The 16,556-nt window shown below is 69.8% G+C and carries 16 protein-coding genes; 2 read left to right on the top strand and 14 right to left on the bottom strand.

All coding sequences use genetic code 11. The features are described from left to right. Positions 1-8 precede the first annotated feature (8 nt). On the bottom strand, positions 9-1,094 hold the full coding sequence (gene dxr / locus ACFWHT_RS05925) for a 1-deoxy-D-xylulose-5-phosphate reductoisomerase (RefSeq protein WP_378826375.1): 1,086 nt from the start codon (positions 1,092-1,094) through the stop codon (positions 9-11). Positions 1,095-1,120: 26 nt separating this feature from the next. Then, positions 1,121-2,074, bottom strand: a complete 954-nt coding sequence (locus tag ACFWHT_RS05920) for an FKBP-type peptidyl-prolyl cis-trans isomerase (RefSeq protein WP_378826374.1) — start codon at positions 2,072-2,074, stop codon at positions 1,121-1,123. 114 nt (positions 2,075-2,188) lie between these two features. Here ACFWHT_RS05920 and ACFWHT_RS05915 point away from each other — a divergent pair, with 114 nt between their 5' ends. After that, complete coding sequence (locus tag ACFWHT_RS05915; protein WP_378826372.1) at positions 2,189-2,965, top strand: lysophospholipid acyltransferase family protein; 777 nt, start codon at positions 2,189-2,191, stop codon at positions 2,963-2,965. Between the two features lie 13 nt (positions 2,966-2,978). Here ACFWHT_RS05915 and ACFWHT_RS05910 read toward each other — a convergent pair whose 3' ends face one another. Then, on the bottom strand, positions 2,979-3,458 hold the full coding sequence (locus tag ACFWHT_RS05910) for an OsmC family protein (RefSeq protein ID WP_378826370.1): 480 nt from the start codon (positions 3,456-3,458) through the stop codon (positions 2,979-2,981). Between the two features lie 76 nt (positions 3,459-3,534). Between ACFWHT_RS05910 and ACFWHT_RS05905 the strand changes: the two genes are divergently transcribed. Beyond that, a complete protein-coding gene (locus tag ACFWHT_RS05905) occupies positions 3,535-4,530 on the top strand; it encodes an asparaginase (RefSeq protein ID WP_378826368.1) in 996 nt (331 codons plus the stop codon). Positions 4,531-4,564: 34 nt separating this feature from the next. Here the strand turns inward: ACFWHT_RS05905 and ACFWHT_RS05900 are convergent, their stop codons facing one another. The 11 genes from ACFWHT_RS05900 to ACFWHT_RS05850 form a co-directional block, all read right to left on the bottom strand. Then, complete coding sequence (locus ACFWHT_RS05900; RefSeq protein ID WP_378826365.1) at positions 4,565-7,264, bottom strand: FtsK/SpoIIIE domain-containing protein; 2,700 nt, start codon at positions 7,262-7,264, stop codon at positions 4,565-4,567. 58 nt (positions 7,265-7,322) lie between these two features. Then, positions 7,323-8,117 (bottom strand): PP2C family protein-serine/threonine phosphatase, encoded by a 795-nt coding sequence (locus ACFWHT_RS05895; protein WP_378826362.1) that lies wholly within the window; start codon positions 8,115-8,117, stop codon positions 7,323-7,325. Positions 8,118-8,189: 72 nt separating this feature from the next. Then, a complete protein-coding gene (locus ACFWHT_RS05890) occupies positions 8,190-9,173 on the bottom strand; it encodes an aldo/keto reductase (RefSeq protein WP_378826360.1) in 984 nt (327 codons plus the stop codon). Positions 9,174-9,266: 93 nt separating this feature from the next. Further along, positions 9,267-9,938: a DUF4870 domain-containing protein gene (locus tag ACFWHT_RS05885; protein WP_378826358.1), complete on the bottom strand. Its 672-nt coding sequence runs from the start codon at positions 9,936-9,938 to the stop codon at positions 9,267-9,269. 102 nt (positions 9,939-10,040) lie between these two features. Continuing rightward, positions 10,041-10,781: a YaaA family protein gene (locus tag ACFWHT_RS05880; RefSeq protein ID WP_378826356.1), complete on the bottom strand. Its 741-nt coding sequence runs from the start codon at positions 10,779-10,781 to the stop codon at positions 10,041-10,043. A gap of 76 nt (positions 10,782-10,857) precedes the next feature. Beyond that, positions 10,858-11,118: a F0F1 ATP synthase subunit epsilon gene (locus ACFWHT_RS05875; protein WP_378826354.1), complete on the bottom strand. Its 261-nt coding sequence runs from the start codon at positions 11,116-11,118 to the stop codon at positions 10,858-10,860. A 2-nt stretch (positions 11,119-11,120) separates the two neighbouring features. Continuing rightward, entirely contained in the window at positions 11,121-12,575 is a 1,455-nt protein-coding gene (gene atpD, locus ACFWHT_RS05870) for a F0F1 ATP synthase subunit beta (protein ID WP_378826352.1), read from the bottom strand. Positions 12,576-12,601: 26 nt separating this feature from the next. Beyond that, on the bottom strand, positions 12,602-13,498 hold the full coding sequence (locus tag ACFWHT_RS05865) for a F0F1 ATP synthase subunit gamma (protein WP_378826350.1): 897 nt from the start codon (positions 13,496-13,498) through the stop codon (positions 12,602-12,604). A gap of 19 nt (positions 13,499-13,517) precedes the next feature. Beyond that, a complete protein-coding gene (gene atpA, locus ACFWHT_RS05860) occupies positions 13,518-15,158 on the bottom strand; it encodes a F0F1 ATP synthase subunit alpha (RefSeq protein WP_378826348.1) in 1,641 nt (546 codons plus the stop codon). Between the two features lie 51 nt (positions 15,159-15,209). Next, the gene (locus tag ACFWHT_RS05855) at positions 15,210-15,998 is read right to left on the bottom strand and encodes a F0F1 ATP synthase subunit delta (RefSeq protein WP_378826345.1); all 789 of its coding nucleotides are present in this window, start codon (positions 15,996-15,998) and stop codon (positions 15,210-15,212) included. Continuing rightward, positions 15,998-16,537, bottom strand: coding sequence for a F0F1 ATP synthase subunit B (locus tag ACFWHT_RS05850; protein ID WP_378826343.1), 540 nt, complete (start codon positions 16,535-16,537; stop codon positions 15,998-16,000). The genes ACFWHT_RS05855 and ACFWHT_RS05850 overlap by 1 nt, the downstream gene beginning before the upstream one ends. Positions 16,538-16,556 lie beyond the last annotated feature (19 nt).

The raw sequence follows: 16,556 nt of genomic DNA, 5'->3' as shown, positions 1-16,556 counted from the left end.
CACCGACGTCAGGGCGCCGACGCGATCAGCGCGTCCGCCTTCGCGCGGGCCCAGGCCTCCGCTTCGGCGAGCATTTCCAGCGTGAGCGCCTCGGGCGCGTCGTGCGCGTCGATGACCCGCTGGATCGTCTCGACGATTCCGAGGAAGGACAGCCGGCCGTCGTGGAAGGCGTTCACGGCCTGCTCGTTGGCCGCGTTGTAGACGGCGGGGAAGGTGCTGCCGGCGCGGCCGACGGTCTTCGCCAGCGCCACGGCGGGAAAGGCCTCGTCATCCAGCGGCTCGAAGGTCCAGCTCGTCGCCTGCCTCCAGTCCAGCGGGCGACCGACGCCGCCGACGCGGTGCGGCCAGTCCAGTCCCAGGGAGATGGGCAGACGCATGTCCGGCGGGGATGCCTGTGCGATCGTCGACCCGTCGACGAACTCGACCATCGAGTGCACGATCGACTGCGGGTGCACGACGACCTCGATGTCGTCATAGGGCACGTCGAAGAGCAGATGCGCCTCGATCACCTCCAGCCCCTTGTTCACCAGCGTGGCGGAGTTGGTCGTGACCATCCGGCCCATGTCCCACGTGGGGTGGGCCAGGGCCTGGGCCGGAGTCACGTCGGCCAGCTCGCTGCGGCTGCGTCCCCTGAACGGACCACCCGACGCGGTGACCACCAGCCGGCGCACCTCGGCGCTCGTCCCCGCCCGCATCGCCTGCGCGAGCGCGGAGTGCTCCGAGTCGACGGGCACGATCTGCTCGGACGCCGCAGCGGCCCGCACCAGCTCGCCGCCGACGATCAGCGACTCCTTGTTCGCCAGCGCCAGCGTGCGACCGGCCTTCAACGTCGCAAGGGTGGACCCGAGACCGATGGACCCCGTGATGGCGTTGAGCACGACGTCGGCCTCGACGTCGCGCACCAGCTGCTCGGATTCGGATGCGCCGAGCGCCGTGTGCTCGAGGTGGAAGTCCTGCGCCTGCTGGGCGACCAGCTCCGCGTTCGACCCGGCGGAGATGCCCACCAGCTCGAATCGGCGCGGATTCGCGCGGATTACGTCCAGCGCCTGCGTGCCGATGGAGCCGGTGGAGCCGAGGACGATGATGCGACGCATGTCGTCAGCTTATGCGCGCGTGAGGACTACTCGGCCGCGACGTGCTGGGTGCCGAGGATGTCTATCACGAACACCAGGGTCTTGCCGCCGAGCTCATGCGCCTCGGGGTCCTCGCCGTAGCCGAGCGCGGGCGGGATGACCACGAGCACCTGTGAGCCGACCTTCTGTCCGGCCAGAGCCTGCACGAAGCCGGGGACGTAGGTGTTGCCGGGGAGGGAGATCGGCTCGCCGTTCTTCCACGAGGAGTCGAAGCTCTTCCCGTCGGCCCAGTCGACGCCGTAGTACTGCAGCAGGGTCGTGTCCCCGTCGGCGACCTCCGCGCCGTCGCCCTCCTTGAGGACCGCGATCTTCAGGTCCTTCGGCGCGTCGCCGTCCGAGATGGCGACCTCCGGCTGGCCGTCCTTCGCGAGCTCGACCGTGGGCAGGCCCGCGGTCGACTTCTGCGGTTCGCCCCAGGCCGCCGTCGGCACCTTGCGGAGCACGTCGACGACGTAGACCTGGGCACCCGCGCCGCCCTCCTGGGCGGGGAACGCCGCCGTGATGCGCGAGCCGATCGTGGCGCACCCGATGACCTGGACGAGGGTGGGGTTGGAGAGCACGTTCTGCGGCAGCATCTGGCCGTCTTCATAGCCGAGATCACCCAGGCGCTCGCCGGTGGCCGCGTCGAAGGCGCTGAGGGCGTACTCGACGTAGTCCCCCTCGCCGACCGCTCCGCCGTCGCCCTCCGAGAACACGGTGCGCTGCAGCTCCTTCACGTCCTGCTTCAACTTGAAGCTGGCCGTGGCCGGCTTGCCGAAGTCGCCTTCGACCTTCACGCCCTCGGAGACCGCGCCCGGCGCCGCCGACTGCTCGCACAGGTCGGCAGCGGAGGACGAGTCGCTCGAGGAGGTCGGCGACGGCTCGGTCGAGCCGGAGCATCCGGCGAGAAGCAGCGCCGACACGGCGACGGTGGACAGCAGGGCGAGGGGGCGCAGACGCAAGAGGAGACCTCGTAATCTCTGTGGGGAAGCTCCCATCTTGGCGCATCCTTCTTTGCCGATGCTGAAAGCCGGGCCATTCCCGGCCGGGAATGCGCCGCTCGATAAGCTTCTCGGATGAGTTCTGAGCAGTCGGCAGAGTCCGCGAGCGAGGCGGAATCCCCAACTCCCCGACACGCCGGGTTCAAGTACGCGGTCGGGCGAATGATCGCAGCGCCTCTCGCGCGGCTGGTGTACCGCCCGCGTATCGAGGGCCGCGAGAACGTGCCCCGGGACGGCGCCGTCATCCTGGCGAGCAACCACCTCTCGTTCATCGACTCGATGGCGATCCCCGTCGCGGCCCCGCGCCCGGTGCACTTCCTGGCCAAATCCAGCTACTTCGAGGGCACGGGGATCAGGGGTGCGCTGTCGCGCGAGTTCTTCACGTCGGTCGGTGCGATCCCGGTGCGCCGGGGAGCAGGGCAGGCGGCGCTGGACGCCCTCGATCAGCAGCGCCGGCTGCTGGAGGAGGGACTCGCCGTGGCGCTCTATCCCGAGGGCACGCGATCGACCGACGGCCGGCTGTACAAAGGCCGCACCGGCGTGGCCTTCCTCGCTCTGCAGACCGGCGCTCCGGTCGTACCGGTGGGACTCATCGGCACGGATCGCGTGATGCCGGTCGGCGCGAAGATGCCGTCGATCACCGAACGCGTCACCGTGCGCTTCGGGGAGCCGATCGACGTCTCGAAGCACGGCGCCGCCAACAGCGGCAGGGCGCGGCGCCTCGCCACGGACGAGATCATGGCCGCGATCCACGCGCTGAGCGGCCAGGAGCTCGCCGGAGTGTACAACGAGCCGCCCGCACAGACGCCCATCGAGAAGATCAGACAGGCTCTCCCGCACGAGCGCCGCTGACCTCGACGACGGCTCAGGGAGCGACGGCGATGTTCGCCTCATGCCGGACCGGGAAGTTCACGGAGTTGGCGATGAAGCACCATTCGTGCGCCTGGTCGTGGGCGTGCCGGGCGGCGTCGATCATCGAGACGTCGGACACCGTCACCCGTGGTCGCAGCACCACCTCGGAGAAGGCACCGCCGCCGGTGCCGTCCTCGCGCATGATCCCCGTGGCCTCATCCAGGTAGGAGGTGACGACGACCCCTGCGGTCACGCACGCATGCAGATAGGACAGCAGATGGCACTCCGACAGTGCGGCCAAGAGCATGTCCTCCGGGTTCCAGCGAGCAGGATCGCCGCGGAACGGCTTGTCGGCCGAGGCGAGCATCTCGGGCTTTCCTGCAACGGAGATCGTGGTGTCGCGCGCGTAGTCGCGGTACCCGCTGGTGCCGCTGCCACGGTTGCCGGTCCACGTCGTGGTGAGCGCGTAGTGGTGTTCGCCGAGCCGAGCCATGCGGCCAGTCTCGCACGTCACCTCCCGACGGCGACCGGCCGGGTGGCATCCCGGCACCTCGCAGTAGGCTGGTCGGGTGCTGGAGACCCTGACATTCCGTGATGCTGTCGAACTCGCCGTCGTGGAGCGCAGCGGCTTCGTGGAGACCCGCCATGCGGGCGCCGCGGTCGTGCTGTCTCCGGAAGGCGACACGGTCGCCCGGTACGGCGATGCGGATGCCCTCATCCTGCCGCGATCGAGTCTCAAGCCGCTGCAGGCGGTGGCCGCCGTCACCGCCGGCGCCGCGCTCGAGGGCGAGCAGCTCGCACTCGGCACCGCCAGCCACTCCGGAACCGACCGTCACGTCGAGGTCGTTCGCGAAGTGCTCGCCGCCGGAGGACTGACCGAGGACGACCTCGCCTGCCCACCCGCCTGGCCGACCGACGCCGCCGCGCGGCGGGAGATGATCAACGATCACGCCGTCGAGTCGCGGATCCGGATGAACTGCTCGGGCAAGCACGCGCTCATGCTGCGGGCATGCGTCGCGACGGGCTGGCCGACCGCCGGGTATCTCGATCCCTCCCATCCTCTCCAGCTGCACATCCGCGACGTGGTCGAGAGACTCACCGGCGAGAAGATCGCTCACACGGCGATCGACGGCTGCGGGGCTCCCGTGCACGCGGTCACGCTCTCCGGCCTCGCCCGCTCCATCCACCGCATCGGAACCGCCTCGGAGCGCTCTCCCTTCGCACTGCACCGGGTCGCGGGCACGCTGGTGCGCGCCGTGCGCGAGAACCCCTGGACCATCGCCGGACCCGGTGAACCCGACACCATCGCCGTCGAGACCCTGGGCGTCTTCGCGAAGGGCGGAGCCGAGGGCCTGATGGTCATGGTCGCCCCCGGCGGCACCACGGTCGCACTGAAGATCCTCGACGGCAGCCTCCGTGCCGCCACGATCGTCGCAGCGACCCTGCTCGCCCGCGCCGGCGCGCTCGGCGATGCCGACGTGGCTTCTCTCGCAACGGCGCTGCCGCTCGACGTGCTCGGCGGCGGTGCTCCTGTCGGGACGATCCGGGTCGCCGCCGGGATCTGAGCAGCGCACACCCGGTGCGCAGGGCGCGCCGGCGTCAGGCCAGCAGCACGCGCCGTGGCCGATGTCCCGGCCGCACCGCCCAGGCGCGATCAGCGTGCAGCTGCGCGAACGGGGGCAGCTCACGGACTCCGGCCAGCTGACGCAGCTCGTTCGCGCACTCGGCGGCGATGACCAGCTCGCCCGCCGTGCGCACCTGCTGCAGCAGAGTCCACTGCGCACGCCACTGCTCCGGGTCGCCGACGATGATCACGTCCTCCGAAGCTGCCCCGGAGCCGGTCGCCTCGGCCACCGTGACGACAGTGCGCTCCGGATGCGCGCCCGCCAGAACGGCTCGCGTGGCGTTCACCGCCGGCGTCACGAGGCCGGCGCAGAGGGTGCCCGCACGCCACAGCTCGGGTTCGGCCGCGCGACCCGCTCCGCCGAGCGCGTCGGATCCGCGGGCATTCTCGTGCACGACGCAGAACTGCACCTCGCGCCCGTCCATCCAGGCTCGGCCCGCCGGTCGGTCACGGTCGAACGATGCCGGTTCGCCACCTGCGGCGATGTGCTCGACCTTGCTGGTCAGGCGCAGGAGCGCGCGCCGGGGCAGGGCGTCGATCAGGCGCGTCAGCGGGCCCGAGGCGCGCGACGCGGTGACGATCGCGCCCGCGGGCGAGCGCACGATGGACTCCCAGCGGCTCAGGAACAGCTGCGCGTGATCCGGCGGATACTGGCCGATCAGCAGGTCGAGATCGTCGCAGAGAACGAGACCGTGGCGTCCGGTCGCGAGCTCCGCCACGGCGTCCCACGCCTGCTCCGGATCGCCCGGGACGACGACGGCGTCGGGCTGCTGCGCGGCGATGACGTCGATGACGGCGCTCTTTCCTGCTCCTGGTCCCCCGATGACGGCCAGGCCGTCGCCGGGCGAGAGCCGCACCCATGGCTGTCGCTGGTGCTCGGGCTCGTCCGCGAGGCCCAGCAGTCGCACCCCCTCCTCGCGCTCGTCCGGCAGCGGGATGCGGTCCGGCAGCGGCGGGAGCCAGGGGCTGAGCTGCGCCCCGTGGCCGCTCCAGCGCGTCGCGACCATCGACAGCTCGGTCTCGGTCGTCAGCGCGATCCGGGCGAGCTGAGCATCGTCGTCGCGAGGTCGGCGCACGTACGCGAGCCCGCGCGACTCGGCTCCGCCGGAGAGCTCGGCTGCGGCGTCCGTGCCGATCACCAGCCGACTGTCGGCCGCATCCGCGACGCGCAGGCTGACGCGAAGCGGGCAGTTCGCAGCGAGGGCGTCGCGGATGATCCCGCCCGCGCGCTGCGTCCCGAGGACGAGATGCATGCCCAGGGCGCGCCCCCTCGCGGCGACGTCCGTGAAGATCGCGGCGAGGTCCGGATGGTCCTGCACGAGCGCGGCGAACTCATCGACGACGATCACGAGTCTCGCCAACTCCGCGCAGTCGCGGATGTCACGCACGCCCGCCGCCGCGAGAGCAGCCTCGCGGCGCCGCAGCTCAGCCGTGAGGCTGCCCACGCCGCGGCGCGCGCCCTCGGCGTCGAGATCCGTCACCACGGCGACGACATGGGGCAGCGTGCGCAGCGGATCGAACGCGGTGCCTCCCTTGAAGTCGACGAGGACGAAAGCCACCTGTTCCGGTGATCTGGTCGACGCCATCGCGGTCACCCAGCTGGTCAGAAGCTCGCTCTTGCCCGTCCCCGTCATCCCGGTCACGATCGCGTGCGGACCGTCCTCGACCAGGTCGACGAGCAGGTCCGCCCGCTCCCCCCGGCCGATCACAGCGGGCAGAGATCCGCCCTCCGACTGCGGCAGCTCGCCGAGACGCACCCCGTCGGGCAGGGCGTCCTCGCCATCTGCACGACCGGCGAGCTCGGCACCGATCACCCGCACCTGCTGCACCGACAGCGCTTCAGCGCAGACCTCGTTCACGCCGTCGCGGGTGCGCGCCTGACCGCGAGTGGGAACGACGCAGTCCAGTACGGTGGAGATCCCGTCCGGTGGGTCCTCTCCCGGCATCCGGATGCAGATGGTCGCATCGGCGCGCTCCTCGCCGTCGCCGACCCCGAGACGGAACGCGGCACGCCGCCGGCCGGTGTGGGGCAGGCTGTCCAGAGACCACTCCGCGATGCCCGGGCCGTGCAGGCCGAGCTGGGCGGGAGGGAACCTCATGCAGAGCTGGGCGATGATGGCCCGGGCCACGGCAGCGGCCACCGGGCGAGACGCACGGATGCAGATGCCCCCGCCGAGAGGAACGGACACCGGGGCGTCGGTGAGCCGCTCGGCACGCGCCCGGAACGCGCGTGACCGGTCATCTTCTCCCCCGCGGGCCTGTACGCTGCTGCGGCGTTCGCCCCGCCCCAGCACCAGCCGGGTGTCGACGCCCGGTTCGGCGAGGCCGCGCAGAGGCGGTTCCCGCAGGCAGCCGGCGGCATCCGGTTCGCGCCGCCGCAGTGCGGCGAGCTCCTCCGCGTGAAGCCGCTCCAGTTCGGCCTCCGCGCGCTGCCACGACGCGTCCGCCTCGGTGTCGGCCCGCCGCCGCTCGCGCCGCCGGGCTCGCAGCCCGTCGAGGAGGGATGCGACGAGCATGAGCGGCCCCAGGGCCGCGAAGCACAGGGCGAAGAGCGAGCCGGTGATCAGCCAGAGCACCACCCCGGCGATGATCGGCACCACGGCCGCCACGAGCGGAAGCGGTGGTCTGCGCGTGTCAGCGGGGGGCGAGGGCAGGACGATGGTCGTGGCATCCATGCCCACCATTGCAGCGCATGGCACCGACGGGAATCGACCTGTCCACAGGCCGCCGGGGTCATTCGCCCGATCGGTCCTCTGTGGAGGACGAATCGTCGAGGATGACGCGCAGCACGATGACCGTGACGTTGTCGCGGCCGCCGTTCTCCAGAGCGGCCTCGATCATGGCATCGACAGCGGCGGCGGGATCGTCGTGCTCGCGCAGAAAGTGCAGGATGCCGTAGTCGGTCAGCTCCTTGGTCAGTCCGTCGGAGCAGATGACCAGGGTGTCGCCGTCCAGGACGTCGAGAGACACGAAGTCGGGCCCGACGTACTCGCTGGCGCCGACGGCCCTGGTGATGACGTTGCTGTACGGATGGCCGTCGGCCTCGTCAGGACTGATCTTCCCGGACGCGATGAGTTCCTGCACCACGGAGTGGTCGGTGGTGACCTGCGCGAGCGCGTCGCCCCGCTTGAGGTACACCCTCGAATCGCCGATGTTCAGCACGTTCCACTGCCTGGAGCCGTCCTCGGCGGTGCCGAGGTACATCCCCGTGAGGGTCGTTCCTGTTCCCTCGTCGGTCGTCTCGGGGTGACCGTGGATGTCTTCGATGGCCATCCGGAGCGCCGCGTCGATGGCGGAACCGGAGATCTCACCGGCGTCGACCATCTCCTCGAGCCGGGCGACGGTGCTCTGGCTCGCGATCTCGCCACCGGCGTGTCCGCCCATCCCGTCGGCCACGACGAACAGCGGGAACTTCGCCAGGAACGCATCCTGGTTGTTCTCCCGGCGTCGCCCCCGATCCGTCGTGCCCGCCCAGGCGATCTGCAGGGCGTCGTCGACGCGATACGTCTGCGTGGTCGTGTCAGGCACGGGAGGTCTCCGTCGGATGGGTGGTCGCCGGAACGACCAGAGGATACGGACTCATCGTAGTGGAGCGGATGCTCACATCCGCCCGGCGGGATCTTCCGGCAGCGGGAAGAGCGCGTCGATCGCCGCGAGGTCCTGCGCGGACGGGACCCACGCGTCGGCGGCGGCCGCGTTGGACTCGACCTGTTCGGGCGTCGTGGCGCCGGCGATCACGCTCGACACTCCCGGCTGGGCGAGCAGCCAGCCGAAGGTCGCCTCGAGCATGGTGATGCCCCGCTCGTCGCAGAACGCCCGGTAGGCGTCGAGGGCATCCCAGGGGGCATCTGCCCAGATGTGCCGCCGCGTGTCCATGATGCGGCTTCCCTCCGGTCCTCCTTCGCGGGTGAACTTGCCCGTGAGCAGGCCGTTCTTCAGGGGGAAGTAGGGGAAGAACCCGAGTGCGTACCGGTTGACCGCGGGCAGCACCTCGCGCTCGGAGGCGCGGGCGAGCAGAGAGTAGTGGTTCTGGGCGGAGATGAAGCGCCCGGTCGAGCGGGCGCGGGCGGTGAACTCGGCCTCGGCGATCTGCCAGCCGTCGAGGTTGGAGTGCCCGTAGTAGCGGATGCGGCCCTCTCGGACGAGCTCGTCCAGCGCGTCGATCGTCTCGGCGACCGGCGTCTGCGGATCGGGCAGGTGCAGCTGGTAGAGGTCGATCCAGTCGGTGCGCAGCCGCCTGAGGGATCTCTCGACGGCGAGGCGCACGTACCGTCTGGACCCGCGGCCGCCCGGGAAGTCGTAGCCCATGTCGCGCTCGTGCCCGAACTTGGTGGCCAGGACGACGCGATCACGGCGACCTTCGAGAGCCTCTCCCATGAGCTCTTCGCTGCGCCCCGGCTCGGCTCCGTACATGTCGGCGGTGTCGAAGAAGGTGACGCCGCTGGCCAGCGCCGCGTCGATCACCGCCCTGGTGCCCTGGAGCGTCTCGGTCACCGTCCCCGCGCGACCGAAGTTGTTGCAGCCCAGACCGGCTGCAGAGACGACGAGGCCGGATGCGCCGACGCGGCGCTGCGAGGTTGCCATGAGTCCACCGTATCGAATGCCCCGCACACGCGAATGCCCCCGGCGTCGGCCGGGGGCATTCGCGGGACGCCGAAAGGCGCCCGGGGCTTCAGATCACTTCACCCAGTCGGGGGCGAGGTAGAACTTGCCCTCCTGGCCGGACTGGAGCTGGTTCGGCACGTTGACCGCATGCATGATCCCGATGATCAGCTGCGCGATCGGCAGCAGGATGTACAGCAGCGATGCGATGCCGAAGGTGACCACCGTGAGCACGCCGGTCGCCGCGTACGCGATGACGACGATCAGCTGGTAGTTCAGGTTCTTGGCGTTCGCCCGGTGGTACGCGGGCGAGACCTTGTCCTTCTCCGTGAGGTAGAAGATCAGCGCGGGGATCCAGCTGAAGAACACCGACAGCCACAGGTTCACGGTGATGTTGCTCTGCACCTGGCCGCCGTAGCCGTACGGGGCGCCCGCAGGCGTGCCATATCCGGGCTGCGGCGCGCCGTAACCGGGCTGCGGGGCGCCATAGCCGGGCTGCGGGGCGGCATAGCCGGGCTGCGGGGCGGCATAGCCGGGCTGCGGGGCGGCTGGTCCGGGCTGACCGTACTGCGGCTGCGCGCCCGGCGCACCGTACGCGGGCGGAGCCGGCGGCACGGGGCCGCCCGCGGGCGACTCGGGCGGGGTGGGCGCTGCGGGAGGTGCCGGGGGCGCCGGGGGAAGATCCTGGGCGGCCTCGTTCGGCTCTGCGCTGTTCGGCTCTGCGGGGCCGTTTGCGTCGTTCGACATGGAAAGTCCTTCCTCGGGGGCTCCAAGCGGGCCGGAGCAACTCTACTTTGGCATAGCCACGGCGGCGCGGCCAGCACATTCAGCCGGTTCTTCCACCATCGTTCACTCCGAGACGACGAGCTCCAGCACGCCCTCTTCCGCACCCCGACGCAGCAGGACGCCCTCGGATTCCGCCCAGGCGAGCAGAGCGGACGGCGTGCGCACGCGAGGGCGCGACAGGGCGAGGGCGCGAACCAGCTCGCCCTTCGCCCTCTTGTTGAAATGATTGAGCGCCCGACCGGTCTCGGTGACGACCCGGACGTACGCCGAACGGACCGAAGGGGGAACCGGACCGAGTGAGACGTACGCCTCGCTGCGCAGATCCAGCACGAAGACGGCGCCGTCGAGCGCGGCCTGCACGGCATCCGCCCAGATCCGTCGCAGCGGCGGGAGACCGGGGAGGGAGGTCCCCGCCGCCAGACGGTACGCGGGGACGGCATCGAGCGCACCGACCGGTCCGAACGGCGCCGAATGGATCAGCACGTGATCCCCGAGCCAGCGCCGCGGGGTCCTGTCCATCCCCGCGGCGTCGAGGGCATCGTAGAGCACCCCGGTGTACCGGTCGACGGCGGGCATCGTGGGCGATGTGCGCAGCGTGCGGTTGTGGTCGATGTCGCTGCGCTGCCGATCGCTGAGCTTGAGAACCCGCGCCGCCTCCGCGGGGTCCTCAGCGAGAGACACGAGCGCATCCGTCACCGACTCGCGCTGAGGAGTCAGGACGGGCAGCGCCAGTGACGCAAGCTCCAGTGGTCTGCCGCGGCCACCTGGGCGCTTGGTCTCGGAGGGTGGGAGCAGGATCTTCATCGGTCTCCACGTGTACGGCGACGCGCCCGCCCCGGCCCCCCTGGGGGCTCGGAACGGGCGCGTCGATGAATCGGTGTCAGGCGATCAGTGCGGCGTTTCCGGCCACGATCGTCAGGACGTCGCCCTCCATCGAGAGGAAGCCGTCCTGGGCGTTGGCCAGCACCTTGGTGCCGTCGGACTGAGTGATGCGGACCTGGCCCTCGGCGAGGATGGCCAGCACCGGCTCATGACCGGACATGAATCCGATCTCGCCCTCGACGGTCTTGGCGACGACCAGCGACGCCTCTCCCGTCCAGACCTCCGCGTCGGCGGAGACGAGGCTGACATGCAGCGCCATGGTCAGGCGTTCTCCTTCTGGATCTGAGCCCACTTCTCCTCGACATCGCCGATGCCGCCGACGTTGAAAAAGGCCTGCTCGGCGACGTGGTCGAAGTCGCCGCGGCAGATCGCGTCGAAGGACTCGATGGTGTCCTTGAGCGGAACCGTGGACCCCTCGACGTTGGTGAACTTCTTCGCCATGTAGGTGTTCTGCGAGAGGAACTGCTGGATTCGACGCGCACGTGACACGACGATCTTGTCCTCCTCGGAGAGCTCGTCGACGCCGAGGATCGCGATGATCTCCTGCAGCTCCTTGTTCTTCTGCAGGATCTGCTTGACCGTGGTGGCCACGCGGTAGTGGTCCTCGCCCAGGTAGCGGGGGTCCATGATGCGCGAGGTCGAGGTCAGCGGGTCGATCGCCGGGTACAGACCCTTCGACGCGATCTCACGGCTGAGCTCGGTCGTCGCATCGAGGTGCGCGAACGTGGTCGCCGGAGCCGGGTCGGTGTAGTCGTCGGCGGGCACGTAGATCGCCTGCAGCGAGGTGATCGAGTGGCCGCGCGTGGAGGTGATGCGCTCCTGAAGGAGGCCCATCTCGTCGGCGAGGTTCGGCTGGTAGCCCACGGCGGAGGGCATGCGGCCCAGCAGCGTGGAGACCTCGGAACCGGCCTGCGTGAAGCGGAAGATGTTGTCGATGAACAGCAGCACGTCCTGCTTCTGCACGTCGCGGAAGTACTCCGCCATGGTCAGCGCCGAGAGGGCCACGCGCAGACGCGTCCCCGGCGGCTCGTCCATCTGGCCGAAGACGAGGGCCGTCTTGTCGAAGACACCGGCCTCTTCCATCTCGTGGATGAGGTCGTTGCCCTCACGGGTGCGCTCACCGACACCGGCGAACACCGACACACCGCCGTGGTCCTGTGCGACGCGCTGGATCATCTCCTGGATGAGCACGGTCTTGCCGACGCCGGCGCCGCCGAACAGACCGATCTTCCCACCCAGCACGTACGGGGTGAGGAGGTCGATCGACTTGATGCCCGTCTCGAACATCTGCGTCTTGGACTCGAGCTGGTCGAAGTTGGGCGCCTTGCGGTGGATCGGCCAGCGCTCGGTGATCTCGATGGTCTCGCCGGGCTCGGCGTTGAGGACCTCGCCGATCACGTTGAAGACCTTGCCCTTGGTGACGTCGCCGACGGGCACCGAGATGGCGTCGCCCGTGTCGCGGACCTCCTGGCCCCGGACGATGCCGTCGGTCGGCTTGAGGGCGATGGCGCGGACCAGGTCGTCGCCGAGGTGCTGGGCGACCTCGAGAGTGATCTCGTTGGAGTCCTCGCCGATGGTGATGGTGGTCTTCAGCGCGTTGTAGATCTCGGGGATCGAGTCGTGCGGGAACTCGATGTCCACAACCGGACCGTTGACGCGTGCGACGCGCCCGACGACCGCGGTCGCGGGCTGGTCAGCCGTAGCGGTGGGGGTCATTTCTTCGTCTCTTTCCTGAGGGTCTGTCAGCTGGATGCGAGCGCGTCGGCGCCGCCGACGATCTCGGCGATCTGCTGGGTGATCTCGGCCTGGCGCGCGTTGTTGCGCAGGCGGGTGTAGTCGGTGATCAGCTTGTCGGCGTTGTCGCTCGCCGACTTCATCGCCTTCTGCGTGGCCGCCTGCTTCGCAGCCGACGACTGCAGCAGCGCGTTGAACACGCGGCTCTGGATGTACACCGGCAGGATCGCATCCAGCACGGTCTCGGCGTCGGGCTCGAACTCGTAGAGCGGGTACACGGTCGAGCCCGCCTCCGAGTCGTCGGCCTCCGCGATCTCGAGCGGCAGCAGGCGCACGGACTCCGGCGACTGCGTCATCATGCTGACGAAGCGGTTGTACACGAGGGTGATCTCGTCGACGCCGCCGCCGTCTCCCCCGCGGGAGAACGCGTCCAGCAGTGTGTGCGAGATCTCTTCGGCCGTGTGGAAGGACGGCGTGTCGGTGTCACCCGTCCACTCCCCCGCCGATGCGATGCCCCGGAACTGGAAGTAGCCGACGGCCTTACGACCGATCAGGTAGAACACCGGCTCCTTGCCCTGCTCCCGCAGGAGTTCGGCCACCTCGAGACCCTCGCGGAGGATCTGCGAGTTGAACGCTCCGGCGAGACCGCGGTCCGAGGAGAAGATGACGACCGCGGAGCGGGTGATCTTCTCGGGTTCGCGGGTCAGCGGGTGGTCGACGTTCGAGTGCGTCGCGACGGCGGACACGGCCCTCGTCACGGCCCGCGCGAAGGGGCTGGACGCTTTGACGCGCGCCATCGCCTTCTGGATGCGCGAAGCCGCGATGAGTTCCATCGCCTTCGTGATCTTCTTGGTCGTCTGAGCAGAGGAGATCTTCTGCTTGTAGACCCTGAGTTGAGCGCCCATGAATCAGTACCTCACGCGATTACGCGCGACGACCCTTGACGATCTTCTCCTGGTTGACGTCGTCCGCCTCGGCGGCGGCGTGCTCCTCGTGGCCAGGGGCGCCGATGGCGTGGCCCTTGCCGCTCTGGAACTCCAGAAGGAAGGCGTCCGTCTGCTTGTCGAGCTCGGCGACGGTGTCGTCGTCGAGGACGTTGGTCTCGCGCAGGGTGTCGAGGATGCCCGTGTTGCGGCGCAGGTAGTCCAGCAGCTCGCGCTCGAAGCGCAGCACGTCCTCGACCTCGACCGTGTCGAGCTTGCCGTTGGTGCCGGCCCAGATCGAGACGACCTGCTCCTCCACCGGATACGGCGAGTACTGCGGTTGCTTGAGCAGCTCGGTCAGGCGCGCACCGCGGGCCAGCTGACGCCGCGAGGCCGCGTCGAGGTCGGATGCGAACATCGCGAAGGCCTCGAGCGAGCGGTACTGCGCGAGCTCGAGCTTCAGGGTTCCGGAGACCTTCTTGATCGACTTGACCTGGGCGTCACCACCGACTCGCGACACCGAGATTCCCACGTCGACAGCGGGACGCTGGTTGGCGTTGAAGAGGTCGGACTGCAGGAAGATCTGGCCGTCGGTGATCGAGATCACGTTGGTCGGGATGTAGGCCGACACGTCGTTCGCCTTGGTCTCGATGATCGGCAGGCCGGTCATCGAGCCCGCGCCGAGCTCGTCGGAGAGCTTCGCGCAGCGCTCCAGCAGGCGGGAGTGCAGGTAGAAGACGTCACCGGGGTACGCCTCGCGGCCCGGCGGGCGGCGCAGCAGAAGGGACACGGCGCGGTAGGCCTCAGCCTGCTTCGACAGGTCGTCGAAGATGATCAAGACGTGCTTGCCGCCGTACATCCAGTGCTGACCGATGGCGGAGCCGGTGTAGGGCGCCAGGTACTTGAAGCCGGCGGGATCGGATGCCGGGGCCGCCACGATCGTGGTGTACTCCAGGGCACCGGCCTCTTCCAGGGCGCCCTTCACCGAGGCGATGGTCGAGCCCTTCTGACCGATGGCGACGTAGATGCAGCGCACCTGCTTGTCGACGTCGCCGGACTCCCAGTTGGCCTTCTGGTTGATGATCGTGTCGATGGCCAGAGCGGTCTTGCCGGTCTGGCGGTCGCCGATGATCAGCTGGCGCTGGCCACGGCCGACGGGAATCATGGCGTCGATGGCCTTGACACCGGTCTGCATCGGCTCGTGCACCGACTTGCGCTGCATGACGCCGGGCGCCTGCAGCTCGAGCTCGCGCACGCCCTCCGTGGCGATCGAGCCGAGGCCGTCGATCGGGTTGCCGAGCGGGTCGACGACGCGACCCAGGTAGCCGTCGCCGACGGGGACCGAGAGCACCTCGCCCGTGCGCGTGACTTCCTGTCCCGCCTCGATGCCGGTGAAGTCGCCGAGGACGACCACGCCGATCTCGTGCTCGTCGAGGTTCAGCGCGAGGCCCTTGGTGCCGTCTCCGAAGGTGACGAGCTCGTTGGCCATGACGCCGGGCAGTCCCTCGACGTGCGCGATGCCGTCGGCCGCGTCGATGACGGTGCCGACCTCCGTCGCCGCGGCGCCCGTGGGCTCGTAGGCCGCTGCGAAGTCCTTCAGCGCGTCACGGATGACGTCGGGGCTGATCGATAGTTCTGCCATTGTCTTCCCTTTGTGTGTCCGGGTGTGCGCGGTTCCCCGCGTCAAACTGTGTCAGCTCGCGAGCTTCTGTCGGAGCTCGGCGAGGCGGGCGGAGATGCTGCCGTCGATGACGTCGTCGGCGACCTGCACGCGCAGGCCTCCGACGACTGAGGGGTCGACCACCTGGTTGATGGCGATCTCTCCCCCGTAGCGGCGGGCCAGAGCGTCACGGAGACGGCTCTGCTGCGCTGCGGCGATGGGCGCTGCCGTGTAGACGGTCGCCACCGTGCGGCCTGCCTGCGCCGAGACGATGTCGACGGCGCGGGCGAGCATCCGGCGCACCCGGCGCTCGCGCGGCTGGCGCACCAGCGAGGAGGCGATCAGGACCGTGGCCGGAGCCGCCGAGCCGCCGAGAACCTTCTCGACCAGCGCCGCCTTGGCGGGCGCGTCGCCCAGGCGGCTGCCCAGCGCGAGCTCCAGCTCGGGGTTGGCCGCGACGATCCGGGAGAAGCCGAAGAGCTCCCCGGCAACGTCGTCCTTCGCCGAGGCGATGGCCGCCGCGCGGATCGCGAGCTCCTCGACGCCGTCGACGAGATCGGATGCGCTGGACCAGCGCTCGGCCGCGACAGCGGTCAGCAGCGCGCGCACCGGAGCCGAAGACCCGGCGAACACGCTCGAGACCAGCGCGGAGCGTGCCTGAGCAGGCGCCGAGGGATCGGCGAGCGCGCCGCTCAGCTGGGCCGACTCCCCGATCGAGCGGGCGGCTGCGAACAGCTCTGCCGCGCTGTCGAGGGTCAGGCCCGACGCTGCGGCAAGCGCGTCCGTCGATGCCGCGAGTGCCTGAGTGGTCGCGCTGCCCATTACTTCGCCTTCTCGAGGTCGGCCAGGAAGCGATCCACGACGGCCGTCGCGCGGGCGTCGTCGGTGAGGGTCTCCCCCACCACGCCTCCGGCGAGGTCGATCGCGAGCGTGCCCACCTCGCTGCGGAGCGAGACGAACGCCGCCTGGCGCTCCGCCTCGATCTGCGTGTGAGCGGCCGCGCTGATGCGGTTGGCCTCGGCCGTGGCGCTCTCCTTGGCCTCGGCGACGATCTTCTTGCCGTCCTCTCGGGCGGCCTCGCGGATCTCACCGGCCTCGGTGCGCGCCTCGGCGAGCTGACGGGTGTACTCGTCGAGCGCGGCCTCGGCCTGCTTCTGAGCCTCGTCCGCCTTGGCGATGTTGCCTTCGATCGCTGCAGAGCGCTCATCGAGCATCGCGGTCAGGCGCGGAAGGGCGACCTTCCAGACCACGATGAGAATGATGAGGAACCACAGCGCCGACCAGACGATGTCGTACCACGCGGGCAGGAGCGGGTTCTGGGGCTCCCCCGCCGCGAGGTTCGTGACAAGAGCGTTCAGCATCCTGTCTCCTTCAGAAGTC

Source organism: Microbacterium sp. NPDC058342 (assembly GCF_042723935.1).
In the GTDB taxonomy this organism is placed as follows: domain Bacteria; phylum Actinomycetota; class Actinomycetes; order Actinomycetales; family Microbacteriaceae; genus Microbacterium.
Note: the sequence above shows the minus strand (reverse complement) of the source record. Positions and strands in the feature narration are given on the sequence as shown.